Source organism: Ralstonia sp. RL (assembly GCF_001683835.1).
GTDB lineage: Bacteria > Pseudomonadota > Gammaproteobacteria > Burkholderiales > Burkholderiaceae > Ralstonia > Ralstonia mannitolilytica.
On the sequence record NZ_LWRX01000242.1, the window covers coordinates 1 to 22,853 of the forward strand.

The 22,853-nt window shown below is 67.7% G+C and carries 20 protein-coding genes; 8 read left to right on the forward strand and 12 right to left on the reverse strand.

Annotation, left to right across the window (positions count from 1 at the left end):
• Positions 1 to 109: 109 nt before the first annotated feature.
• From A6M56_RS21310 to A6M56_RS21320, 3 genes are all read left to right on the forward strand, one after another.
• Positions 110 to 1,003 carry a patatin-like phospholipase family protein gene (locus tag A6M56_RS21310; RefSeq protein ID WP_045785474.1) on the forward strand — a complete coding sequence of 298 codons (894 nt, stop codon included), beginning with the start codon at positions 110 to 112 and terminating at the stop codon, positions 1,001 to 1,003.
• A gap of 75 nt (positions 1,004 to 1,078) precedes the next feature.
• Positions 1,079 to 2,470, forward strand: coding sequence for a dihydrolipoyl dehydrogenase family protein (locus tag A6M56_RS21315; protein WP_102080610.1), 1,392 nt, complete (start codon positions 1,079 to 1,081; stop codon positions 2,468 to 2,470).
• 117 nt (positions 2,471 to 2,587) lie between these two features.
• Positions 2,588 to 3,478 carry a DODA-type extradiol aromatic ring-opening family dioxygenase gene (locus A6M56_RS21320; RefSeq protein WP_045785472.1) on the forward strand — a complete coding sequence of 297 codons (891 nt, stop codon included), beginning with the start codon at positions 2,588 to 2,590 and terminating at the stop codon, positions 3,476 to 3,478.
• 16 nt (positions 3,479 to 3,494) lie between these two features.
• Here the strand turns inward: A6M56_RS21320 and A6M56_RS21325 are convergent, their stop codons facing one another.
• Entirely contained in the window at positions 3,495 to 4,523 is a 1,029-nt protein-coding gene (locus A6M56_RS21325; RefSeq protein ID WP_045785471.1) for a D-2-hydroxyacid dehydrogenase family protein, read from the reverse strand.
• 413 nt (positions 4,524 to 4,936) lie between these two features.
• Between A6M56_RS21325 and A6M56_RS21330 the strand changes: the two genes are divergently transcribed.
• On the forward strand, positions 4,937 to 6,805 hold the full coding sequence (locus tag A6M56_RS21330; protein WP_102080609.1) for a phosphoenolpyruvate carboxykinase (GTP): 1,869 nt from the start codon (positions 4,937 to 4,939) through the stop codon (positions 6,803 to 6,805).
• A gap of 825 nt (positions 6,806 to 7,630) precedes the next feature.
• Positions 7,631 to 8,470, forward strand: a complete 840-nt coding sequence (locus A6M56_RS21335; RefSeq protein ID WP_045785469.1) for a winged helix-turn-helix domain-containing protein — start codon at positions 7,631 to 7,633, stop codon at positions 8,468 to 8,470.
• A gap of 73 nt (positions 8,471 to 8,543) precedes the next feature.
• On the opposite strand, the gene otnI is transcribed toward A6M56_RS21335, so the two are convergent.
• From otnI to A6M56_RS21365, 6 genes are read right to left on the reverse strand one after another with little or no spacing between them, the layout of a single operon-like run.
• Positions 8,544 to 9,338, reverse strand: coding sequence for a 2-oxo-tetronate isomerase (gene otnI, locus A6M56_RS21340; protein ID WP_045785468.1), 795 nt, complete (start codon positions 9,336 to 9,338; stop codon positions 8,544 to 8,546).
• Between the two features lie 19 nt (positions 9,339 to 9,357).
• Positions 9,358 to 10,689: an MFS transporter gene (locus A6M56_RS21345; RefSeq protein WP_102080608.1), complete on the reverse strand. Its 1,332-nt coding sequence runs from the start codon at positions 10,687 to 10,689 to the stop codon at positions 9,358 to 9,360.
• Between the two features lie 40 nt (positions 10,690 to 10,729).
• Positions 10,730 to 11,371, reverse strand: a complete 642-nt coding sequence (gene otnC, locus A6M56_RS21350; protein ID WP_286758410.1) for a 3-oxo-tetronate 4-phosphate decarboxylase — start codon at positions 11,369 to 11,371, stop codon at positions 10,730 to 10,732.
• Positions 11,368 to 12,699, reverse strand: coding sequence for a 3-oxo-tetronate kinase (gene otnK / locus A6M56_RS21355; RefSeq protein ID WP_102080607.1), 1,332 nt, complete (start codon positions 12,697 to 12,699; stop codon positions 11,368 to 11,370). The genes otnC and otnK overlap by 4 nt, the downstream gene beginning before the upstream one ends.
• Entirely contained in the window at positions 12,696 to 13,607 is a 912-nt protein-coding gene (gene ltnD / locus A6M56_RS21360; protein WP_102080606.1) for an L-threonate dehydrogenase, read from the reverse strand. Before ltnD ends, otnK begins: the two co-directional genes overlap by 4 nt.
• 14 nt (positions 13,608 to 13,621) lie before the next feature.
• Complete coding sequence (locus A6M56_RS21365; RefSeq protein ID WP_102080605.1) at positions 13,622 to 14,338, reverse strand: FadR/GntR family transcriptional regulator; 717 nt, start codon at positions 14,336 to 14,338, stop codon at positions 13,622 to 13,624.
• 138 nt (positions 14,339 to 14,476) lie between these two features.
• Between A6M56_RS21365 and denD the strand changes: the two genes are divergently transcribed.
• Complete coding sequence (gene denD / locus A6M56_RS21370) at positions 14,477 to 15,460, forward strand: D-erythronate dehydrogenase (protein ID WP_045785462.1); 984 nt, start codon at positions 14,477 to 14,479, stop codon at positions 15,458 to 15,460.
• A gap of 10 nt (positions 15,461 to 15,470) precedes the next feature.
• Here denD and A6M56_RS21375 read toward each other — a convergent pair whose 3' ends face one another.
• Both A6M56_RS21375 and A6M56_RS21380 read right to left on the reverse strand, forming a co-directional pair.
• Positions 15,471 to 16,109 carry a response regulator gene (locus A6M56_RS21375; protein WP_096745609.1) on the reverse strand — a complete coding sequence of 213 codons (639 nt, stop codon included), beginning with the start codon at positions 16,107 to 16,109 and terminating at the stop codon, positions 15,471 to 15,473.
• Positions 16,110 to 16,117: 8 nt separating this feature from the next.
• Positions 16,118 to 17,542 (reverse strand): cache domain-containing protein, encoded by a 1,425-nt coding sequence (locus A6M56_RS21380; RefSeq protein ID WP_045787724.1) that lies wholly within the window; start codon positions 17,540 to 17,542, stop codon positions 16,118 to 16,120.
• Positions 17,543 to 17,807: 265 nt separating this feature from the next.
• Between A6M56_RS21380 and A6M56_RS21385 the strand changes: the two genes are divergently transcribed.
• Positions 17,808 to 19,862, forward strand: a complete 2,055-nt coding sequence (locus tag A6M56_RS21385) for a carbon starvation CstA family protein (RefSeq protein ID WP_045785461.1) — start codon at positions 17,808 to 17,810, stop codon at positions 19,860 to 19,862.
• An 8-nt stretch (positions 19,863 to 19,870) separates the two neighbouring features.
• The gene (locus A6M56_RS21390) at positions 19,871 to 20,065 is read left to right on the forward strand and encodes a YbdD/YjiX family protein (RefSeq protein WP_045785460.1); all 195 of its coding nucleotides are present in this window, start codon (positions 19,871 to 19,873) and stop codon (positions 20,063 to 20,065) included.
• A gap of 75 nt (positions 20,066 to 20,140) precedes the next feature.
• On the opposite strand, the gene A6M56_RS21395 is transcribed toward A6M56_RS21390, so the two are convergent.
• The 3 genes from A6M56_RS21395 to metX form a co-directional block, all read right to left on the reverse strand.
• Complete coding sequence (locus tag A6M56_RS21395) at positions 20,141 to 20,887, reverse strand: tetratricopeptide repeat protein (RefSeq protein WP_062737590.1); 747 nt, start codon at positions 20,885 to 20,887, stop codon at positions 20,141 to 20,143.
• Positions 20,888 to 20,991: 104 nt separating this feature from the next.
• Entirely contained in the window at positions 20,992 to 21,624 is a 633-nt protein-coding gene (gene metW, locus A6M56_RS21400) for a methionine biosynthesis protein MetW (protein ID WP_045785458.1), read from the reverse strand.
• Entirely contained in the window at positions 21,621 to 22,844 is a 1,224-nt protein-coding gene (gene metX, locus A6M56_RS21405; protein WP_045785457.1) for a homoserine O-succinyltransferase MetX, read from the reverse strand. The genes metW and metX overlap by 4 nt, the downstream gene beginning before the upstream one ends.
• Positions 22,845 to 22,853 lie beyond the last annotated feature (9 nt).

The following is a 22,853-nucleotide window of genomic DNA, read 5'->3' on the forward strand; positions in this document are numbered from 1 at the left end:
GCCTCGCCAGCAAGCGCGAGCGCCTGCTCGATGCGTGCATCGACACCCTGAAATACTCGCCCGCGCTTCGCCGGTCGCAACCGGCTGCCAGTCGGGCCGAGGCCTCGGCATGAGCGCGCCCGCGTTCGACCAGATGGTGTTTGCCGGCGGCGGCAACCGGTGCTGGTGGCAGGCCGGCTGGTGGGATGTCGTGCAACCGGAGCTCGGCCTGGCGCCGCGTGTGATTGCCGGCATCTCGGCGGGCGCATCGACGGCGTGCATGCTGCATGCGTGGAATTCCGCCGAGCTGATGGACTACTACGGCGAGGCGCTGCGCCACAACACCCGCAACGCCCACTGGGGCAACCTGCTGCGCGGCGAACGGGTGTTCCCGCATTACGGCATGTACCGCGCGGCCCTGCTGACGGTGTTCGGTGAGGGCCGCTTGGGGCGGCTTGCGCAGGCACCCGAAATCCGCATCGGCGTCGCGCACATTCCGCGCTGGATGGGTGCGCGCACGGCGGTGGCGGCTGGGCTGATCGCGTACAACATCGAAAAGCACGTCCGCAAGACGCTGCACCCGACGCTCGGCAAGCGCCTCGGCTTCACGGCGGAGATCGTGCGCGCACAGGATTGCGCCACGCCCGAAGAGCTGGCCGACCTGCTGCTGCAGTCCGCCTCCACGCCGCCGTTCACGCCAGTGCTGCGACGCGCGGGGCGGCCGGTGCTGGACGGCGGCATGGTCGACAACGTGCCGGTGCACGCGCTCGACCCCTCGCCCGGCGATGCGCTGGTGCTGGTCACGCGCCTGTACCCGCGGCCCACGTATTTCCGCATGGATGTGCCCGTGGCCGGCGGCGTGCAGCGCCGCTTCTACGTGCAGCCCTCGCGCAAGGTGCCGATCTCCAGTTGGGACTACACCCGCCCCGAGGCCATGCGCGACGCCTACGCGCTCGGCCGTCATGACGGCGAAACGTTCCTGCGCGAACTTCCTCGCGGGTTCGCCACAGCCGTCGCGGCATAGCCGCTGCGCAGCGCCGGCGCGCCCGCCGGCGTGCCATCCGGGCCGCCCGGCCGTTGCCTCCTGGACGGACCTGCCATGCCCGCCAACCCCGCACATGCGTTTGACCTGATCGTGATCGGCGCCGGCCCGGCGGGGCTGGCTGCGGCGCATCGATCTGCACAACTCGGTGCGCGCACGTTGCTCATCGACCGCGCGCACGCGGGCGGCACCTCCGGCAATCGGGGCTGCATTCCCAAGATGCTGCTCCGATATGGCGCGGCGATGGCACGGTGCTCCGGCGCGAACCCCGCCGCCCACGCCTGGGCAGACACCATCGCACGGGCCCGCGGCGAAGTCGCACGACAGCGCGATGCCCACCTCGCCGAGCTCGCCGATGCCGGCGTCCAATGGATGCGCGGCATGGCGTCATTGCGCGGCCGAGGCATCGTGCGCGTGCAGACCGACGCAGGCAAGACCACGCTGCGCGCGCGGCAGATCGTGCTGGCCGCCGGCGCCCATCCCATGCCGCTGTCCGCGCCCGGTGCCGAGCTGGCGTGCACCTCCGACGACGTACTCGGGTGGGACGCGCTGCCCGCGTCACTGATCGTGGTCGGCGGCAGCGCCATTGCCGTGGAGCTCGCGTCCACGCTGGCGGGCTTTGGCGTGCGCGTGACATTGCTGGCGCGCGATGCGCGCGTGCTGCCCGACTTCGACGACGCATTGTCTGACGCCGCAGCCCGCGCACTCGCTGCGAGCGGCGTCGAGCTGATCGCGGGCGCCGACATCGCCCGCATCGAACGCGACGCCGTCAACGGCGAGGGCGTGGTCGTCCACGTGAACCCGGCAGGCAACGGGGTCTCGCGCCTACTGCGCGCCCAGCACGTGCTCAGTGCCGTCGGCCGCGCCCCGAATACGGCCGGCCTGGGCGTGGAAGCCGCAGGCGTCACGCTGGATGCGCGTGCGCGCATTGCGGTGGACCGCCACTTCCGCACGCGCGCACGCGGCGTGCATGCGGTGGGCGACCTCTGCAGCGGCAGCCCGCTGCAGCTGGCGCCGGTGGCGGCGGCGCAAGGCCGCTACGTGGCCGAGCGGCTCTTTGGCAAGGGCGTCAAGTTGCCCGACATGAGCATGGTGCCGATGGCCGTGTTCTGTGATCCGGCCATCGCCAGCGTGGGCCTGACCGAAGCCGAAGCCCGCGCGCGCTGGCCCGAGACCGACAAGCGCACCACAGCCGACCGCATCGACGTGGTGGTGCGCCGCTTTGTGCCGCTGGAGCAGCGCTTTGCCGGCACGGGCCGGGAATCGCTGATCAAACTCGTCTGCAACGCGCGCAGCGGACGCGTGCTCGGTGCGCACATCGTCGACAACGCGGCGCCCGACCTCATCCAGACCCTGGCCGTGGCGGTGCGCATGGGCGTGCGGCTCAAGCACCTGCGCACGACCGTCGGATTGCACCCGAGCGTCGCCGAGGCGCTGGTGGCGGGGTGATGGAGCCCCGGGGGTCGCACACTCGTTCAATTTTCCTGATGGCTCTCTGCAAAACCGTGCATGCTGCGGGCTCGACACGGGCGCAGAATGGCAAGCCTATCTTTCAGGAAATTTGACATGCTTCCCGTGCTCTACCTTTCTCATGGGTCGCCCATGCTGGCGGTCGATCCGGGCCCGGTCGGCAAGGCGCTGGCGACACTCGGGCAGGACATGGCGGCGCTCGCGCCCCGTGCCATCGCGGTGATTTCGCCGCACTGGATGACGCGCCGTCCGGCGGTCACGGCCCGCGCGCAGCAGGAGGCGTGGCACGACTTTGGCGGCTTCCCGCCGCAGCTGTATGCCCTCGAATATGCGCCCGCCGGCGCGCCCGACGTGGCCGAGCGCATCCGTGCGCTGATCGACGGCAATATCGTCCCCGGGCTCGAAGAACAGGCCTCCACGGTGCTCGACCCGCGCCAGCCGCTCGACCACGGCGCATGGATTCCGCTGATGCTGATGCTGCCCGAGGCGCAGATCCCGGTGGTGCAGGTGTCGCTGATGCCGGGCCTGTCGCCGGCCTGCCAGATGGCGATGGGGCGCACCCTTGCGCCGTTGCGCGACGAGGGTGTGCTGATCGTCGGGTCGGGCAGTTTCACGCACAACCTGCGTGCGCTGATGCGCGGTCCCGGCACGGCCCAGCACGGCATGGCCGTCGAGCCATGGGTCGTGGCGTTCCGCGAATGGATGCTCGAAGCGATGACCGAAGGGCTGCGCACGGGCGACTTCGCTACCCTGTGCGACTACCGCGCGCAGGCTCCGCACGCGGCGCACGCCCACCCGACCGACGAGCACCTGATGCCGTTCTACGTGGCACTGGGCGCCGCCATGGGCCAGCCGGGGCAGGCCACGCCCGGCGGCGTGCAGGCACGGCATGTCGTCGATACGGTGACGTACGGCTCGCTGGCGATGGACAGCTTCCGCTTTGAGGGCGCGGGCGCCATCCAGCCGCCGCTGCGCGCCGCGGCCTGACCGGCCGAGGCTGGCGTTACGCGCGAATCAGCGCAGGCGCCAGCGCCGTTGGGTTGACCACGCTGTCGACATTGCCCTGCAGCACATCGAGGATGTTCTGGAAGGCGACGCGGAAGTACATCTCGTAGCTGTCGCGCTCCACGTAGCCGATGTGCGGCGTGCAGATGCAGTTCTCCATGCGCAGCAGCGTGTGGCCCTGGAGGATGGGCTCCGTCTCGAAGACGTCGATGGCTGCCATGCCGGGGCGGCCTCGGTTCAGCGACGTCACCAGGCCGTTTTCCTCCACCAGCTCGGCGCGGCTCGTGTTGACGAAGAGGGCGGTCGGCTTCATCCGCGTGAGGTCGGCCACCGTGACGATGCCGCGCGTCTCGTCGTTCAGGCGCAGGTGCACGGACAGCACGTCGGACCGCTCGAACAGCGCTTCCTTCGATTCGGCCACGTCAAAGCCATCGGCACGCGCGCGCTCCTGCGAGCCCTCGCGGCCCCACACCAGCACCTTCATTCCGAATGCGCGGCCATAGCCGGCCACGAGCTGGCCGATCTTGCCGTAGCCGAAAATGCCGAGCGTCTGGCCCTTGAGCACGCGGCCGATGCCGAAGTTGGGCGGCATCGTCGTGGATTTCAGCCCCGACTGCTGCCACGCGCCATGCTTCAGGCTCGCCACGTACTGCGGAATGCGGCGCTGCGCGGCCATGACCAGCGCCCACGTCAGCTCGGCCGGCGCCACCGGCGAGCCCTTGCCCTCCAGCACGACGACGCCCTTGTCGGTGCAGGCGTCCAGATCGATATGGCCGCCCGCATCGCGCGACACGCGGCCGGTCTGGCTGATGATCTTGAGCTTGGGCAGGCGATCGAGCAGCTGGCGCGTGACGCGCGTGCGCTCCCGGATCAGCACGATGGCTTCGACATCCGCCACGCGTGCGGCCAGCTGGCCCACACCCTTGACGGTGTTGTTGAACACTTTGACTTCGTGGTCTTGCAGCAGGCTGAAGCAATCCAGCTTGCGAACGGCGTCTTGGTAGTCGTCCAGTACGGCAATCTTCATCGACATCTCACTTCGGACAATGGTGCGCAGCAAAAAACAGCGATCCCTCGCGGTGGTATTCTTCCCATCCCCCGTCGCACGACAATCCGTGGCGACGTTCGGAAATGCCCGCCGCGGGCACGCAAATTGCGCAGCCACGCTGGTGACGAGTCCTTATTCTTAATGTCCCGCCACTTTAGCGCACGCGGCCCCCGCTGCCCGGAAAAACCCGTATTCCGGCCGCGCACCGCTTTGTAACTGAATGTGAAATCAGCACGGACATCCTCCCTCCGCCTGCGTCGCCGCTCCCCCCTGGAAACCGCTGATCCGGCCTGTTCACGAGGCGCCGTCGATCGCTTTCCCCCCGCCGCTGGGCGCGGCCTCCGTGCTGACCTGCCGCCGATTTCTTTTTCACTTCCATTGGAGTTTTGGTCATGAATCAACCCGTGATGCAGGGCGTTCCCGCACTGAACGTGCCCGATTACGTCAAACACCCGCGCCTGATCGCGTGGGTGAGCGAAATTGCCGCGCTCACCCAGCCCGAGCGCATCGTGTGGTGCGACGGTTCGCAGGAGGAATACGACCGCCTGTGCGCGGAGATGGTCGCCGCGGGCACGATGAAGCGGCTCAACCCGGCCAAGCGCAAGAACTCGTACCTGGCCCTGTCGGATCCGTCGGATGTGGCGCGCGTGGAAGACCGCACCTTCATCTGCTCGGAGAAGAAGGAAGACGCCGGCCCCACCAACAACTGGATCGCCCCGGCCGAGATGCGCCAGACGCTCAACGGCCTGTTTGACGGCTGCATGCGCGGCCGCACGCTGTATGTGGTGCCGTTCTCGATGGGCCCGCTTGGCTCGCCGATCGCGCACATTGGCGTGGAACTGTCGGACAGCCCGTACGTGGCGGTCAACATGCGCATCATGACGCGCATGGGCCGCGCCGTGTACGACGTGCTGGGCACCGACGGCGAGTTCGTGCCGTGCGTGCACACCGTCGGCAAGCCGCTCGCGGCCGGCGAGAAGGATGTGCCGTGGCCGTGCAACCCGACCAAGTACATCGTGCACTTCCCTGAATCGCGCGAAATCTGGTCGTTCGGCTCGGGCTACGGCGGCAACGCGCTGCTCGGCAAGAAGTGCTTCGCGCTGCGCATTGCTTCCACGATGGGCCGCGACCAGGGCTGGCTGGCCGAGCACATGCTGATCCTGGGCGTGACCTCGCCCGAGGGCAGGACGTACCACGTCGCCGCCGCCTTCCCGTCGGCCTGCGGCAAGACCAACTTTGCGATGCTGATTCCGCCGGCCGGCTTCAACGGCTGGAAGGTCACGACCATCGGCGACGACATTGCCTGGATCAAGCCCCGCAAGGACGCGGACGGCCAGACGCGCCTGTACGCCATCAACCCGGAAGCCGGCTACTTTGGCGTGGCCCCCGGCACGAGCGAGAAGACCAACTTCAACGCGATGGCCACGCTCAAGGAAAACGTCATCTTCACCAACGTCGCGCTGACGGACGACGGCGACGTCTGGTGGGAAGGCATGACCGACACGCCGCCCGCGCACCTGATCGACTGGCAGGGCCAGGACTGGACGCCCGAGATCGCCAAGGAGACCGGCCGCAAAGCCGCGCACCCGAACGCGCGCTTCACGGCACCGGCCGCGCAGTGCCCGTCGATCGATCCGGAATGGGACAACCCGGCCGGCGTACCTATTGATGCGTTCATCTTCGGCGGCCGCCGTTCGACCACCGTGCCGCTCGTGACCGAAGCGCGCGACTGGACCGAAGGCGTGTACATGGCCGCGACGATGGGATCGGAAACCACCGCGGCGGCTGCCGGCCAGCAGGGCGTGGTGCGCCGCGACCCGTTCGCCATGCTGCCGTTCTGCGGCTACAACATGGCCGACTACTTTGCGCACTGGCTCAAGCTCGGCGAACAGCTCGCGCAGAGCGGCGCCACGCTGCCGAAGATCTTCTGCGTGAACTGGTTCCGCAAGGACGAAAACGGCAAGTTCGTGTGGCCGGGCTTCGGCGAGAACATGCGCGTGCTGAAGTGGATGATCGACCGCATCGAGGGTCAGGTGCAGGGCGAGGAGCACGTTTTCGGCGTGTCGCCGCGTTACGAAGAGCTACGCTGGGACGGTTTGGACTTCACGGCCGAGCAGTTCGCGAAGGTGATCTCGCTGGACGCCGCGGCCTGGAAGGAGGAGCTGGCGCTGCACGAGGAGCTGTTTGCACAACTGGCGCACGGACTGCCCCAGGCCCTGCCCGCCGCCAAGAGCCGCCTGGAGGACCGCCTCGAAGGCTGATCCAGCCTCATCGGCATGAAGAAGCCCGCCTCGCGCGGGCTTTTTATTTTTGGGCTCGGGCGACCATCATTGCCCGAACAACGGGCAGTAATCCAAAAGATTTAAATCGCCTGAATTACCCCTCACCGCAAAACGGGTCAATTGATTTTTCTCAAAACAGAAGCGGATTGTAAAAAATACCGCCCGGCACATGAGACCGAGCATTATGCCAGGCTCAGCATAATAGGCGCGTGTTTATGCGGGAACCGGATCACGCACCGCCAAGATCGTTGCCTGGCATAGCTTTGTGAAGAACCGATGTCAACCATTCCGCTGCGCGGCGGCGTGCCGGAACGAATTTCCGAATTTTAGAATTCCCGCGTGACGAATGCCGACGGGATTCTTATAATCCGGCAAAACAGAATCGCTTCTCGCTGAGCCCGATAGGCGATTCATGACAACGAGGAAACGGGAAAGGCGGACAAGCCTAATTGCCAAACGAGGGTGGGGTTCCCATCCTCCCGGCGCTCGGGGGGGCGCCGGTCCAGGTTGCACGCAAACGGCCACAGACAGTGCAAACGATTGCACGTCTGACGGGCGAAGGCGGGCCGCCGAAGGTTTGCACACCTTGCCCATGACCACCCTGGAACCACCCAGGAGGCTCCGCTGGCGATCGTCGACGGGAACGCAGCACGACGATTCGGCAACAGCGTCCGCAAGAACGACATGCGAGCACAGGCGCAAGGCCCGCATGGCACTCATAACAACGCGCACCGCAGACAGCAGAGCGCGGCCGCAAGGCCGCTCGCCGGAATGTGTCGGCTGGTTAGACGGGAGGTAATACACGTGGGTATTCAGATCATGCTGGTCGAACAGGACCAGGCAGAGGGGGACCGTTTGTCGTTTTCCCTGCGCGACGGTGGACACGAGGTTGTGCGGGTCAGCCACCCCGCACAGGCTCAGGGGGCCATCCAGCAGACGGCGCCGGAGTTGCTGCTGATGGAGTGGACGTGGCCGGAGCGCGAATCGATCGACATGCTGCTGGCGTTGCGCGCGAACACGCAGACGCGCGGGCTGCCGGTCATCGTGCTGTCACGCCATGGCGATGCGCGCGCCAAGATCGCCGCGCTCGATGCCGGCGCCGACGACTACGTCGTCAAGCCGTGCGATACCGGTGAGTTGCATGCCCGCATCCGCGCGGTCGTACGCCGCCGCGCACCGCAACAACACGGCGACGACGTCCTGCAGGTCAACGGCCTGCGTCTGGATCCGCTCACGCTCGGCGTGACCGCGCAGACCGACACCGGCCCGCGCGCCATCCCGCTCAGCCCGCTGGAATTCCGCCTGCTGCACTTCCTGGTAGCGCATCCGCAGCGCGTGCATTCGCGCACGCAACTGCTGGATCGCGTATGGGGCAACCACGTGTTCGTGGGCGAGCGCACGGTTGACGTGCACGTCCGCAAGCTGCGCGTCGCGCTGGCGGGCACGGCCTGCGACGGCCTGATCCAGACGGTGCGCGGCGGTGGCTATCGCCTCGTGGTGGGTGCCGGCGGCGCGAGCGCTGCACACGCAGCCGACACGATCGGCATGCAGCTCGAGGCCGCGACGCGCAAGGCCGGCCCGGTGGTCGAAAGCCCGTTCGCGCGGGCCCCGATCCGCCCTGCAGCGGTGCGAATGTCGGCCTGACGACGAAGCCCCAACGAAAAAACGGCCGGACTGCCCACGCAGTGCCGGCCGTTTCGCTTCAGCGCAACGCACATCAGCGCTGGCTCTCGCGCCAACGCTTGAGCCACCCGAGCCCCTCGGTGGTGCCAGCGCGCGGACGGTATTCACAGCCGACCCAGCCGTCATAGCCCAGCGCATCCATCAATGCAAACAGGTGCGGATAGTTGAGTTCGCCCTCGTCCGGCTCATGGCGATCGGGCACGCCTGCAATCTGCACGTGGCCGACAGCGCCCGCGCCCACGTACTGCTTGAGCTTGACCGACAGATCGCCCTCCATGATCTGCGCGTGGTACAGGTCGAACTGCACCTTCACATTCGGTGCGCCGACCTCCTTGCAGACGGCGTGCGCCTGCGCCTGGTGCGTGAGGAAGAAGCCCGGCATGTCGCGCGTGTTGATGGGTTCCAGCACGATGGTGATACCCGCCCCCGCCGCCTCGCGCGCGGCATGGGCGACGTTGCTGACGTAGGTCGCGTGATGACGTGCGCGGTCGGCATCGGCAGGCAGCAGGCCGGCCATCACATGCACGCGCGTGTTGCCGAGCACCTGCGCATATTCCAGCGCCGTCGCAATGCCGCGCCGGAATTCCTCTTCGCGTCCGGGCAGTGACGCGATGCCGCGCTCGCCGGCCGCCCAGTCGCCCGGCGGGGCGTTGAACAGCGCCTGCCTGAGGCCCGCGTCATCAAGGCGGGCGCGGATCTCGGCCTTGTCGAAGTCGTAGGGGAAGAGAAACTCCACGCCCTCGAAGCCGTCCTTTGCCGCGGCGGCAAAGCGGTCGAGGAACGCGTGCTCCTGATACATCATGGAGAGGTTGGCGGCAAAGCGGGGCATGGGAAATCCTGGAAGCGAGTTACTTGTTGACCAACCTGGCCGGCGTGCACAGCACGGCGATGCAGCCGAGCACCAGCACACCCGCCAGCGCGTACATGCCCGCTGCGGTGCTGCCGGTCATGTCCTTGAGCGCCCCAATCATATAGGGGCTCACGAAGCCGGCAAGGTTGCCCACCGAATTGATGGCCGCGATGCCGGCGGCGGCGGCCGTGCCCTGCAGGAAGGCGGTCGGCAGCGACCAGAACAGCGGCGCGCACGTCAGCACGCCCGCCGCAGCCAGCGACAGGAAGACGATCGACAGCGCCACGTTGTTGCCCGCCGTGGCCACCACCGCAAAGCCGACCACGCCCATCATCGCCGGCACGACGAGGTGCCAGCGGCGCTCGCGGCGTGCATCCGCGCTGCGGCCGATGAGCACCATGGCAATCGCGGCGCACACGTACGGGATGGCGGACAGCACGCCGACCATGAAGGTGTCCTTCACGCCGGCGTTCTTCACCAGCGACGGCATCCAGAACGTGAGCCCGTACTGGCCCATCACGAAGGCGAAGTAGATCAGGCTCATGCCCCACACGCGCGGGTCGGAGAACACCTTGCCGATGCCGGGGTGCACCACCTTGCCATGGTTGTCGGCAGCGATGTTGGCTTCGAGGATCTGCTTGTCTTCCTCGCTCAGCCACCTGGCCTTGCGGATGCTGTCGTCAAACTTCCACAGCACGAGCAGGCCGACCAGCACGGCCGGAATGGCCTCGATCACGAACATCCACTGCCAGCCCTGCCAGCCGCCGCCCGCGCCTGTCCCGTGGAACGCGCTCATGATCCAGCCCGAGAGCGGGTTGCCGAAGATGCCCGAGATCGGGATCGCCGCCATGAACATCGCCACGATGCGTGCGCGCCGGTGCGACGGGTACCAGTACGTGAGGTACAGGATGATGCCGGGGTAGAAGCCCGCCTCGGCCAGGCCCAGCAGGAAGCGCATCACGTAGAACTGCGTGGGCGTCTGCACGAACGCGAATGCACCCGAGATGAGGCCCCACGTGATCATGATCCGCGCAATCCACACGCGCGCGCCGATCCTGTGCAGCAGCAGGTTGCTCGGCACCTCGAAGAGAAAGTAGCCGATGAAGAAGATGCCGGCACCCAGCCCATATACCGTCTCTGAAAAATTCAGCGCCTGCGACATCTGCAGCTTGGCGAAGCCGACGTTCACGCGGTCGAGATAGGCGACCACGTAGCACAGCATGATGAGCGGGACGATGCGGCGCGACACGCGTGCGTACACGCTGTCTTCCTTTGAAACGGCGTGCGACGCGGGGTGCGCAGACCCGGCCGCCGTGGCGGTGGTGTTCATGTGGTCTCCAATCTAGGTTTTATATGGGGCCGTGGTGGGGTTACCAGAGGGCCCCGAACGTCTGGCGCAGTTCGTCGATCTGCGCATCGGACAGCGGCGCGGGCTTGGGCTCCGTCATCAGCCAAAGCCTGGCGGTTTCTTCCAGTTCTTCCAGCGCGTAGGCGGCGTTCGATGCCGAGCTGTGCCATACCACGGGGCCGAGCCGATCGAGCAGCACCGCGCGCACGTCGTTGGCCAGCGCCGCAATCTGCGCGGCCACATCCGGGTGCCCGGGACGTTGGTATGGGATGAGCGGCACATGGCCGACCTTCATCACGTAGTACGGCGTGATGGGCGGCAGGACGTCGCTCGGGCGCCAGACGCCGGCCAGCGTGAGCGCCACCAGATGCGTCGAATGCGTATGCACGACGGCATGCGCGTCGGCATTGCGGTCATAGATGCCGCGATGCAGCGCGAGCGTCTTCGATGGCTTGTCGCCGCTCATCCATTCGCCGGCCGTGCTGACCTTGGCGATGCGCGCGGGGTCGAGCGTGCCGAGGCACGCATCGGTCGGCGTGATCAGCCAGCCGTCGGGCAGGCGTGCACTGATGTTGCCCGCGGTGCCGACCGTGTAACCGCGCGCGTACAGGCTCTGGCCCACGCGCGCGATCTCTTCGCGCAAGGCGTTCTCCGCGGCGCTCACGCTGCGACCTCCTCGGTGGCCCGTGCGAACTGCACGAGCGCCTTCTCGAAGAAATCGACCGAACCGAAGTTGCCCGACTTGAGCGCCAGCGCGACCGGGTCATCGCCGATGGTCGCCGTCCAGGGCACGCCCGGATCGATCTGCGGGCCGATGCGCAGCGCCCGCACGTCGAGCGCCTGCACGACCGCGCCCGAAGTCTCGCCGCCGGCGATCACGAAACGGCGAACGCCGTCGGCATGGACGGTGCGCGCGATGCGCCCAAGCGCCTCTTCGACGAGCTTGCCGGCGCGCTCCACGCCAAGCGCCTTCTGCACCTGCGCCACCTGCTCCGGCGCGCTCGTGGCGTAGATCAGGACCGGCTGGCCGGCATGGCGTTGCACGAAATCGAGCGCATCCACCACCACCGGCTGCCCTTCGGCCAGCGCCAGCGGATCAATCTGGAACGCCGGGCGCGACACACGCCAGTGCGCCACCTGCGCGTTCGTCGCGCGCGAGCAGCTGCCCGAGAGCACGATGGCCGATTCCGCCACGGCGGGCAATTGCGCAGCGTTGCCATGCTCGGTGATGAGCCCCGCGCGGCGATATTGCGCCGGCAGGCCCAGCGCCAGACCCGAGCCCCCCGTGAGCAGCGGCAGATCGGCAAAGGCCTCGCCGAGCACGATCAGGTCGTCGTTGGAGATCGCATCCGCAATCGCCAGCTTCACGCCGTCGGCGCGCAGCCGTTGCGCCTGGTCGCGCGCAGCCTGCGCGCCGCGCATGACCGCGTCGTAGCGCAGCAGGCCGACCTTGCCCTGGCTCTGGCGCGCGAGCACCGGCACGAGGTTCGGATCCCGCATCGGCGTGAGCGGGTGGTGCTCCATGCCCGACGCATTGAGCAGCACATCGCCCACAAACAGGTGACCGCGGAAGATCGTGCGGCCGTTTTCGGGGAATGCCGGACAGGCCAGCGTGAAGTCGGTGCCAAGCGCCGTCATCAGGGCCTCGGCCACGGGGCCGATGTTGCCGTCGTCGGTCGAGTCGAACGTCGAGCAGTACTTGAAGAAGAAGCGCGAGCAGCCTTGCGTCTGCAGCCAGCGCAGCGCTGCCAGCGACTGCTGCACGGCATCGGCCGCCGGAATCGTGCGCGACTTCAGCGCCACGACGATGGCATCGGCATCCGCACCGATGGCCTCATCGCCGGCGTGCCCGTCGTGAGGAATCCCGATGGCCTGCACGGTACGCATGCCCGCACGCACGAGCATGTTGGCGAGGTCGGTGGCGCCGGTGAAGTCATCGGCGATGCAGCCCAGCACGGGGCGGGAAGCGGGGCGGGACGTCGTGGTGCTCATTTCGACTTCGCCTCCGGCAGCGTGATGCCAGGGAAGATCTTGATGACGGCCGAATCGTCTTCCTTCGCATAACCGGCCGTCGATGCCTGCATGAACATCTGGTGCGCGGTGGCCGCCAGCGGCAGCGGAAACTTGGTCGCACGCGCGGTGTCGAGCACGAGGCCCAGGTCTTTCACGAAGATGTCGACGGCGGACAGCGGCGTGTAGTCTCCGGCCAGCACGTGGGCCATGCGGTTTTCGAACATCCAGCTGTTGCCGGCGCTGTTGGTGATGACTTCGTACAGCGCCTCGGCCGCCACGCCTTCGCGCAGGCCGAGGGCCATGGCTTCTGCCGCAGCGGCGATGTGCACGCCGGCCAGCAACTGGTTGATGATCTTGACCTTGCTGCCGGCGCCGGCCTTGTCACCCAGGCGATAGACCTTCCCGGCCATCGCGTCGAGCACGCCGCCCGCAGCGGCATACGCCTGCGGCGTGGCGGACGTCATCATCGTCATCTGGCCCGACGCCGCCTTGGCCGCGCCGCCCGAGATGGGGCCGTCCACGTACAGGATGCCCTGCTGCGCCAGGCGTGCCTCCAGCGCGATCGACCAGTTCGGGTCCACGGTCGAGCACATCACGAAGGTGCTGCCCGGCTTCATGGCTGCGGCCGCGCCGTTCTCGCCAAACAGGACCGACTCTGTCTGCGCGGCGTTGACGACCACCGAGACGATCACGTCGGCGTGGCCAGCCACCTCGGCCGGTGTCGCGCACGCAATGCCGCCCTCCCTGGCGAACTCGGCGGCAGCGCCGGGGCGCACGTCGCACGCGGCGACGGTGTAACCGTTGTGGCGCAGGGTCTTGGCAATGCCAAGGCCCATGGCGCCCAGGCCAATGACGCCGACCTTCCGGTCAGCCGTGGTTTGCGTCATGAAACACTCCTGGATCAGTCTTGCGCAGCGTCCCCGCCCTCGGCCAGGCGACGTGCGGCATTGAACATGTGGGTCTGCGCGGCATTGCGCGCGGCGAGCGCGTCGCGGTGTCGGATCGCCTCGACCATCGCGCGGTGCTCGTCGCGCAGCTGGCGGGCGAAGTCTTCGCGGCGCGCTTCGTTGCTGCGCGTCACGCCAATCGCCTCTTCCAGGTACTGGCTGAAGAAGCCCAGTGCCTGCACGAGGAACGGGTTGCCGCTGGCGGCCGCAATGGCGCGGTGAAAGCGCAGATCCTCGGCCACGCCGTCACCGCCCGCAGCGACGGCTGCGTCGATGCCATCGAGTGCGGCGTCGATCTCGACCATCTGCGCGTCGGTGCGGCGCTGGGCGGCCAGGGCAGCACCTTCGGCCTCCAGCGCGCGGCGCAGTTCGATGATGTGCAGCACGGCGTCCATCGACCCGGCCTGCGCGGCATCGATGCGCAACGGCTTCAAGCCCGCCTGCTGCGTGACGTACACGCCGCTGCCCTGGCGCGCCTCGACCACGCCCTCGTGGCGCAGGCGCGAGATGGCCTCGCGGATGACGGTGCGGCTCACGCCGAATTCCTGGCCCAGCACGGTTTCAGACGGCATGCGTTCGCCGCGGCGCAGCTCGCCGGCGTCGATCTTGTCCATCAAGGCTTGGGCCACGCGGTCGGACAGGGAAGGCGCGGCATCGAGGCGTTCAAACATGGTGGCGGCTTGGCAAGCGTAAATTCGTCGTGTCATCATACAAGTTGAGTGGCAGAGCATCATCCACGTTTACCCCTAGGCTTTCATCAGATCCCGTCAGGCGGCCCGCGCGGCCGACACCGGCGGCAAGGAGACACCATGAACATCGTCATCACCGGCGGCGCCGGCTTTCTGGGCCAGCGCATGCTGGCCGCACTGCTCCAGCAACCCGGCCTGCCCGGCCCGGACGGCACCGCTGAGCCGGTCGAGGCGTTCATCGTGCTGGATCAGGTGCCCGGCCAGATTGCCGACCCGCGCGTGCGCTATGTGACGGGGGATGCCTCGGACCCGACACTGATCGCCCGGACGATCGACGAACACGTCGGCGGCGTGTTCCACCTCGCCGCCGTGGTGAGCGGCACGGCGGAAGCGGATTTCGATCTCGGCATGCGCGTGAACCTCGACGGCACGCGCGCACTGCTGGACGCACTGCGCGCGCAGCAGGCCAGGACGGGCCGCGCATCGCGCGTGCTGTTTGCGAGCTCGGTGGCGGTGTTCGGCGGCCCATTGCCGGCGGTCGTGACCGACGACACGGCGCCCACGCCGCAGGCGTCGTACGGCGTGCAGAAGCTGATGGGCGAGCTCCTGGTGGGCGAGTATTCGCGCAAGGGCTACATCGACGGCCGCGCGGTGCGCATCCCGACCGTGTCGGTGCGCCCCGGCAAGCCGAATGGCGCCGCGTCGAGCTTTGCCAGCGGCATCATCCGCGAGCCGCTGGCGGGCGAGGAGGCCAACTGCCCGGTGGAAGCCGAAACCGAGCTGTGGCTGGCCTCGCCGCGCCAGGTGGTGGCGTCGCTGCTGCATGCGTACAGCCTGCCGGCGTCGGCGTGGGGCAACCGCCGTGCGCTGAACCTGCCGGGCATCACGGTGCGCGTGGGGGACATGGTGCAAGCGCTGCGCAAGGTGGCGGGCGAGGCGCCGGTCAGCCGCATCCGCTGGGAGCCGGACGCGCGCATCAAGGCCATCGTGCAAAGCTGGCCGGCGCGCTTCGATACCGCCCGCGCCGATGCGATGGGCTTTGGCCGCGACACCTCGTTCGAGGCGATGGTGCGCGACTACGTGGAAAGCCTGGACGCGCGCTGAAGGCCGGCGCCTAGCGGCCTTTGGCCAGCTCCACCGCAAACTTCACGAGTTCCGCCTGCCCCTCGATGCCCAGCTTGCGCTTTAGGTTCAGGCGATGCGACTCCACCGTCCGCACGGACAAGCCGAGTTCATCGGCGATGCGCTTGTTGGCATAGCCCTTGGCGATGCCGTCGAGAATGTCGCGCTCGCGCGGCGTGAGCGCCTCGACCGGCGTGGGCGTGACGGCCTGCTGGGCCATGCGCATCGCCAGCTGCGCGCTGTAGAACGGCCGGCCGGCCAGCACGGCGTCGATGGCCTCGACGAGTTCGCTGGCGGGCGCGTCCTTCAACACATAGCCTCGCGCGCCGGCGCGGATGACCTGCCGCACATATTCGAGGTTGTCGTGCATGGACAGCACCAGCACCGCGATCTCCGGAAACTCCTCGGCAAACTTTTCGGTGAGCGCGATGCCGTTCATGCCGCGCATGCCGATGTCCATCAGCGCGAGGTCCGGGGCGAGCGTGCGCGCGGCCTGCAGCGCCGCTTCGGCGTCGCCGGCTTCGCCCACGACTTCAAAATGCGGCACGGCCTCGAGCCGTACGCGCACGCCGTCGCGCACAAGCGGGTGATCATCGACGAGGAGCAGTTTGACGGGCGCGGGTGTGCTCATATTCAGACTCATACGGATGCGGAGCGTGCCGCAGAAGCGAGTTGCGCGATGACGGCGTGCGGCAGGACGGCGCACACCTCGGTGCCGTGCGCATCCGAGGCGATGGTACAGCTGCCGCCCAGCGCGGCCATGCGTTCGCGCATGTTGCGCAGGCCGATGCCGTGCTGCGGGTCGACCTGGACGGACTCGACGTCGAACCCGGGGCCGTTGTCGCGGATGGACAGCCGCACGGCGTCGACGTCGTTCTCGAGCAGCACGCCGATGCGCGTGGCCTGCGTGGCATGGCGCTCGATGTTGGAGATGGCCTCCTGCGCGATGCGGAACAGCGCGGTGTTGCACGCGTCCGGCAAGTGCACGGTCGGGCCGACAAGCTCCAGCGCAATGGCCAGCTCGGGCTGCCGGCCTTCGTGGGCCTCGCGCGTTTCGCGCACCAGCAGTTCGAGCGCGGGCGCCAGGCCGAGATCATCGAGCAGCGCCGGGCGCAGGTTGTGCGACACACGCCGCACTTCGCCCAGCGCGCCGTTGAGCCGATCCAGCGCACGCCGCAGCATGCCGGCCGCCCGCTCGATCGACGCGGGCGCCACGGCCGCCGTTTCGAGATGCCCGTGCGCCGTCTCCAGCAGCAGCTTGGTCGACACCAGCACCTGGCTGATGCCGTCGTGCAGCTCGCGCGACACGCGTGCACGCTCGTCTTCCTGCGATGTCACGACCTGCTGCGCGAGCTGCCGCAGCTTGGCGTCGGCCTCGCGGTGATCGCTCACGTTCAGCGCCAGGCCGCTGCCGGCCACCAGCAGGATGCTGATCGCCGCAATGCCGACCACCCAGGCCAGCGTCTGGTCAATGTTGGCCTGGGCGCGCCGGTCGATCTCGCGCAGCGTCTGCTCCACGTCATCGAGGTACAGGCCGGTCCCGAGCATCCAGCCCCACTGCGGGATCGGCTCGACGTAACCGAGCTTGGGCACGCTCTGGTGCGTCGACGGCTTGTCCCACATGTAGCGCACGAACCCCCCACCGGCCTGCGCGGCGGCCACGAGTTTCTGGATGGTGGGCTCGCCGCCGGCGTCGGTCAGGTCCCACAGGTCGCGGCCGACGAGCTCTGGCTGGCGCGGGTGCATGAGGTTGCGTCCGCGCAGGTCGTAGAGGAAGAAATAGCCGTCGGTGCCGAAATCGAGGCGGGCGAGGGTGCGCATGGCCTCGTCGCGCGTGGCCTCATCGTTGCGGCCGGACGCGAGCAAGGGGGCGATGGCGCTCTGCGCAAGCTTCACGTAAGAGCGCAGCTCGGTCTCCTTGGCCTGCAGGTACGCCGATTCGACAAGCTGCCGTTCATGCCGCGCCAGCGCGATCGACTGGTGACGCACGGTCAGCATGATCGCCAGCATGGCGATGGTCAGCGGCGCGACGGCAAGCAGCAGGATTTTCTGGCGGAGCTTCATGGCGGAACGCGGCGTCTTGCGCTGCAGCATCGCAAGGTGGCGCGCAGTCTCGATGGAAAGTCGACGCCGATTGCGTAGAACTACGGAAGCGTGCTGCGTAGTCCTCCGCTTGTGGGGGCGTCCAGGCTGGCAAATACTACACGCCCTTGCCGTCCGGCCACCCGGGCGGCATGCAAACCCTGCACGGGGCAGGGCCAACCGCAGGGATGAACCCACATCCCGCATCGCAATCCAGCAACTTCGACCAAGGTTCGAGGAGACCGACATGAGCTTCGTCAGGCAACACCTGATCTGGCTGGTCGTCGCCATTCTTGGCGCGTTTGCCTTTGCCACCGTTGCGCTTGCGCGCGGCGAGGCAGTCAGCGCGCTCTGGGTGGTGGTGGCCGCCGTATGCATCTACCTGATCGCATACCGTTACTACAGCCGCTTCATCGCCGACCGCGTGCTCGGTCTGGACGGCACCCGCAAGACGCCCGCCTGGCGTTACAACGACGGCCTCGACTACGTCCCGACCAACAAGCACGTGCTGTTCGGTCATCACTTCGCGGCCATTGCCGGTGCCGGCCCGCTGGTCGGCCCCGTGCTCGCCGCGCAGATGGGCTACCTGCCCGGCATGCTGTGGATCCTGGCCGGCGTGGTCTTTGCCGGTGCGGTGCAGGATTTCATCGTGCTGTTCATCTCCACCCGCCGCGACGGCCGCTCGCTGGGCGATCTGGTCAAGAGCGAGATGGGCACGGTGCCCGGCGTGATCGCGCTGTTCGGCGCGTTCCTCATCATGATCATCATTCTGGCCGTGCTGGCGCTGATCGTGGTGAAGGCGCTGGTCGGTTCGCCGTGGGGCACGTTCACGGTGGCCGCGACGATTCCCATCGCGCTGTTCATGGGCGTGTATGTGCGCTACATCCGCCCGGGCCGCATCGGCGAGATCTCCATCATCGGCTTCGTGCTGCTGATGCTCGCCATCATCGGGGGCCAGGCCGTGCACGAGAACGCCGCGCTGGCGCCGCTCTTCACGTTCGACGGCAAGGCGCTCACTTGGATGCTCATCGGCTACGGCTTTGTCGCGTCGGTGCTGCCGGTGTGGCTGCTGCTGGCCCCGCGCGATTACCTGTCGACGTTCCTGAAGATCGGCACGATCGTGGCGCTCGCCATCGGCATCCTGATCGTGGCACCGCAGATGCAGATGCCCTCGCTCACACAGTTTGCCCAAGGCAACGGCCCGGTGTGGTCGGGCAACCTGTTCCCGTTCCTGTTCATCACGATCGCGTGCGGCGCGGTGTCGGGCTTCCACTCGCTCATCTCGTCGGGCACCACGCCGAAGCTGCTCGAGAACGAAACGCAGGCGCGCTTCATCGGCTACGGCGCGATGCTGATGGAATCGTTCGTCGCCATCATGGCGCTGGTGGCCGCATCGGTCATCAACCCCGGCGTGTACTTCGCGATGAACAGCCCCGCTGCGCTGGTGGGCAGCACGCCGGAAGCCGTGGCGCAGACGCTGTCCACGTGGGGTTTCGTCATCACGCCGGATGTGCTGCTGCAGACCGCCAAGGACGTCGGTGAGAACACCATCCTCGCGCGCGCGGGCGGCGCACCGACGCTGGCCGTCGGCATGGCCCACATCCTGCACCAGGTCGTGGGCGGCCAGGCCATGATGGCGTTCTGGTACCACTTCGCGATCCTGTTCGAGGCGCTGTTCATCCTGACCGCCGTGGACGCGGGCACGCGCGCAGGCCGCTTCATGCTGCAGGATCTGCTGGGTACGTTTGTGCCGGCGCTCAAGCGCACCGATTCGCTCGTCGCCAACCTCATTGCCACGGCCGCGACGGTCGCGCTGTGGGGCTACTTCCTGTACCAGGGCGTGGTCGATCCGCTGGGCGGCATCAATACGCTGTGGCCGCTGTTCGGCATCTCCAACCAGATGCTGGCCGCGATTGCGCTGACACTGGGCACCTGCGTGCTCGTCAAGATGAAGCGCGACCGTTACGTGTGGGTGACGCTGCTGCCGACCGCCTGGCTGCTGATCTGCACGCTCACGGCCGGCTGGCAGAAGCTGTTCGATCCGGACCCGAAGATCGGCTTCCTGGCCCACGCCAACAAGTACGCGGGCGCAATCGCCGAGGGCAAGCTGCTGGCGCCGGCCAAGTCGGTCGCGCAGATGCAGCAGATCGTGCTGAACGACCGCATCGATGCGTTCCTGTGCGGCCTGTTCGTGCTGGTGGTGGTGAGCATTGCCTGGTATGGCGTGAAGACGGTGCTCAAGGCGCGCGCCTCCAGCCGCCCGACCGCCAACGAGACGCCGTACGAAGCCCTGGGCGCCTGAGTACGGCCATGCGCGAAGAACTCGAGAACTTCGGCCGCTACCTGGGCCAGACGCTGCGCCTGATGGTCGGCGTGCCGGACTACGACACCTACGTGCGCCACATGCAGGAGACCCATCCAGGGCAGCCCGTCATGACGTACGAAGCGTTCTTCCGCGAGCGCCAGGATGCACGCTACAAGGGCCGCGTCGGGCGCTGCTGCTAAAACGGCGCCCGCGCACTGCCCAAAAACAAACCGCCGGTGCATGCAGCCATGCCCGGCGGTTTTTTCATCAGCGCGCTACATCGATGGACGCGCCGGCGCAGGCGGGTCGCCATGCTTGGCGCGGTACGTTTTCTCCACCAGCTCGCGCAGCTTGGCCAGCGCGCCCACGTCGCCCTGGGCGGCCGCCTTGCCGTACCAGTTCTTCGCCTGTTCGATGTCCTGCGGCACCACGCCCGGTTCGCCGCGCTCGTAGTAGCTGCCCACGATGTACTGCGACGGCCCGTCGCCGGCCTCAGCCGCTTTCCTGTACCAGGTGAACGCGCGCTTGTAATCGCGCGGCACGCCCCGGCCGGTGAAGTAGTTGGTGGCCAGGGCGCGCTGCGCCTCGATGTGCCCTCCGGTGGCGGCGCGTTCATACCACTTGTTGGCTTCTTCCAGCGAGCGCGGGACCAGCTCGCCGCGTTCGAACAATTCACCGTACGCGAACTGCGCGTGCGTCATCTGGTTGTCGGCGGCGCGGCGCAACCATTTGACGGCCTCGTCGGGCCGCGCGACGGTGCCTTCGCCGCGCATCAGCATCATCGCGTAGTTGAACTGCGCGAGGCGGTTGCCGCGCTGCGCCGCTTCGGCAAACTCGTCGAAGGCATGGCCGAAGTCGTTCTGCTCGTAGTGCGCGATGGCAATCTGGGTGAGGGCGGCGGCATCGGCCTGCGCATCCTTTGGCGATGGCGTGCCCGATGCCAAGGCCATCGCCGTGCCCATCGCCAGCCCCAGCACCGCCTGCAGCAGGCGCGGACTTCTGCGCCGGATCTGTCTGCTCATCGCGCGCTCCTCACCGGAAGAAGGGCCCAGTGTAGCGCGCCCGCTCAGGGCATGCGGCGGCCTCGGCGAGCGGCCGCATCGCAGCCGCCTGGATGCCGCGGCAATCAGCCCGCGCGCACCCGGTACACCGCCACGCTCCCGCGCCAGTTGGCGCCCCAGCGCACGACGTTCCCCTCGTGCAGGACCACGCGATCCAGGATCACAAGCCCCACCTTGGGTGCCAGCGCTTCGAAGTCGCGGATGGTCAGCACGCGCACGTTGGGCGTGTCGTACCACTCGTAGGGGAGCGATTCCGACACCGGCATGCGCCCGCGGAAGATCGACAGCCGGTGCGGCCAGTAGCCGAAGTTCGGGAACGACACGATGCACTCGCGTCCCACGCGCAGCATCTCGCGCAGCACCTGTGCCGTGTTGTGGATGGTCTGCAGGGTCTGCGAGAGGATGACCGTGTCGAAGCTCTTGTCCTCGAACAGCGCCAGGCCGCCCTCCAGGTTCTGCTGGATCACATGCACGCCCTTCTGCGTGGCGGCGAGCACACCGGCGTCGTCGATCTCGATGCCATAGGCCAGCACGTCGAGTTCCTGCTGCAGCACGCTCAGCAGGCTGCCATCGGCACAGCCGAGGTCGAGCACCGTCGAGCGCGGCTCGATCCAGCGCGCGATGGCGCGAAAGTCGGCGCGGTCGGCCAGGATGTTGGGCACCGGCGCGTGCGTCGTGTTCAGCGTTTGCGTGCTCATACGCCGATCTCCTGGGCGATGCGTTCGTAATAGGCGCGCACCAGCGCGTGGTAGCGCGCGTCTTCGAGCAGGAAGGCGTCGTGGCCGTGCGGCGCGTCGATTTCGCCGTACGTTACGGGGCGCTTGTTGTCGAGCAGCGCCTTGACCAGCTCGCGGCTGCGCGCGGGGGCAAAGCGCCAGTCGGTCATGAAGCTGATGACGAGGTAGCTGGCCTTGGTATGGGCGACGGCCTTGGTCAGATCGCCGCCGTACGCCAATGCCGGGTCGAAGTAATCGAGCGCGCGCGTGATCAGCAGGTACGTGTTGGCGTCGAAGTACTCGGCAAACTTGTCGCCCTGGTAGCGCAGGTAGCTCTCGACCTGGAATTCGACATCGAACGAGAAGCGGATGTCTTCGGCCTTGAGCTCGCGGCCGAACTTGGCCGCCATGTCTTCGTCCGACAGATACGTGATGTGGCCGATCATGCGCGCCACGCGCAGGCCGCGCTTGGGCTTGACGTTGTGGGCGTAGTAGTCGCCGCCGTGGAAATCCGGGTCGGAGAGGATCGCGCTGCGCGCCACCTCATTGAACGCGATGTTCTGCGCGGACAGCTTCGGCGTCGATGCCACCACCACGCAGTGCCGCAGGCGGTCCGGATACATCAGGCTCCACGCCAGCGCCTGCATGCCGCCGAGGCTGCCGCCCATGACGGCCGCGAACTGCTGGATGCCGAAGCGGTCGGCGACGCGCGCCTGGGCATTGACCCAATCCTCCACCGTCACCACGGGAAAGCGCGCGCCATACGGCTGGCCGGTTTCCGGGTGCGGGCTCATCGGGCCCGTGGAGCCGAAGCACGAGCCGAGGTTGTTCACCCCGATGACGAAAAAGCGGTTGGTATCGACCGGCTTGCCTGGGCCGACCATGTTGTCCCACCAGCCGACCTCGCCTTCGGCATGCACACCCGCCACGTGGTGCGACGCATTGAGCGCGTGGCAGATGAGCACGGCGTTGGACCGCTCCGCGTTGAGCGTGCCGTAGGTCTCGACCATGAGGTCGTAGCCGCTGATCTGCGAGCCGTTGCGCAACTGCAGCGGCTCGGCAAAGTGCATGCGCTCGGGCACGACCAGGCCCAGCGCATTGGCTGCCTTGCCTGTCTGGGCCGTGGAAGCCGGCCGGATATCGGTACTGACCGCGGCCACGGTGTCGGCGGCAGCGGTGGGATCAGCCTGGGTGTCTGTCATGGCGCCAAA

Coding starts and splice junctions, on each gene's coding strand:
- A6M56_RS21385 (WP_045785461.1), top strand. CDS start 17,808: ATGAGCTTCGTCAGGCAACACCTGATCTGGCTGGTCGTCGCCATTCTT.
- A6M56_RS21325 (WP_045785471.1), bottom strand. CDS start 4,523: ATGAAGATTGCCGTACTGGACGACTACCAAGACGCCGTTCGCAAGCTG.
- ltnD (WP_102080606.1), bottom strand. CDS start 13,607: ATGACGCAAACCACGGCTGACCGGAAGGTCGGCGTCATTGGCCTGGGC.
- otnI (WP_045785468.1), bottom strand. CDS start 9,338: ATGCCCCGCTTTGCCGCCAACCTCTCCATGATGTATCAGGAGCACGCG.
- A6M56_RS21315 (WP_102080610.1), top strand. CDS start 1,079: ATGCCCGCCAACCCCGCACATGCGTTTGACCTGATCGTGATCGGCGCC.
- A6M56_RS21390 (WP_045785460.1), top strand. CDS start 19,871: ATGCGCGAAGAACTCGAGAACTTCGGCCGCTACCTGGGCCAGACGCTG.
- A6M56_RS21375 (WP_096745609.1), bottom strand. CDS start 16,109: ATGAGCACACCCGCGCCCGTCAAACTGCTCCTCGTCGATGATCACCCG.
- otnK (WP_102080607.1), bottom strand. CDS start 12,699: ATGAGCACCACGACGTCCCGCCCCGCTTCCCGCCCCGTGCTGGGCTGC.
- A6M56_RS21345 (WP_102080608.1), bottom strand. CDS start 10,689: ATGAACACCACCGCCACGGCGGCCGGGTCTGCGCACCCCGCGTCGCAC.
- metW (WP_045785458.1), bottom strand. CDS start 21,624: ATGAGCACGCAAACGCTGAACACGACGCACGCGCCGGTGCCCAACATC.
- A6M56_RS21310 (WP_045785474.1), top strand. CDS start 110: ATGAGCGCGCCCGCGTTCGACCAGATGGTGTTTGCCGGCGGCGGCAAC.
- metX (WP_045785457.1), bottom strand. CDS start 22,844: ATGACAGACACCCAGGCTGATCCCACCGCTGCCGCCGACACCGTGGCC.
- denD (WP_045785462.1), top strand. CDS start 14,477: ATGAACATCGTCATCACCGGCGGCGCCGGCTTTCTGGGCCAGCGCATG.
- A6M56_RS21380 (WP_045787724.1), bottom strand. CDS start 17,542: ATGAAGCTCCGCCAGAAAATCCTGCTGCTTGCCGTCGCGCCGCTGACC.
- A6M56_RS21330 (WP_102080609.1), top strand. CDS start 4,937: ATGAATCAACCCGTGATGCAGGGCGTTCCCGCACTGAACGTGCCCGAT.
- A6M56_RS21320 (WP_045785472.1), top strand. CDS start 2,588: ATGCTTCCCGTGCTCTACCTTTCTCATGGGTCGCCCATGCTGGCGGTC.
- A6M56_RS21395 (WP_062737590.1), bottom strand. CDS start 20,887: ATGAGCAGACAGATCCGGCGCAGAAGTCCGCGCCTGCTGCAGGCGGTG.
- A6M56_RS21365 (WP_102080605.1), bottom strand. CDS start 14,338: ATGTTTGAACGCCTCGATGCCGCGCCTTCCCTGTCCGACCGCGTGGCC.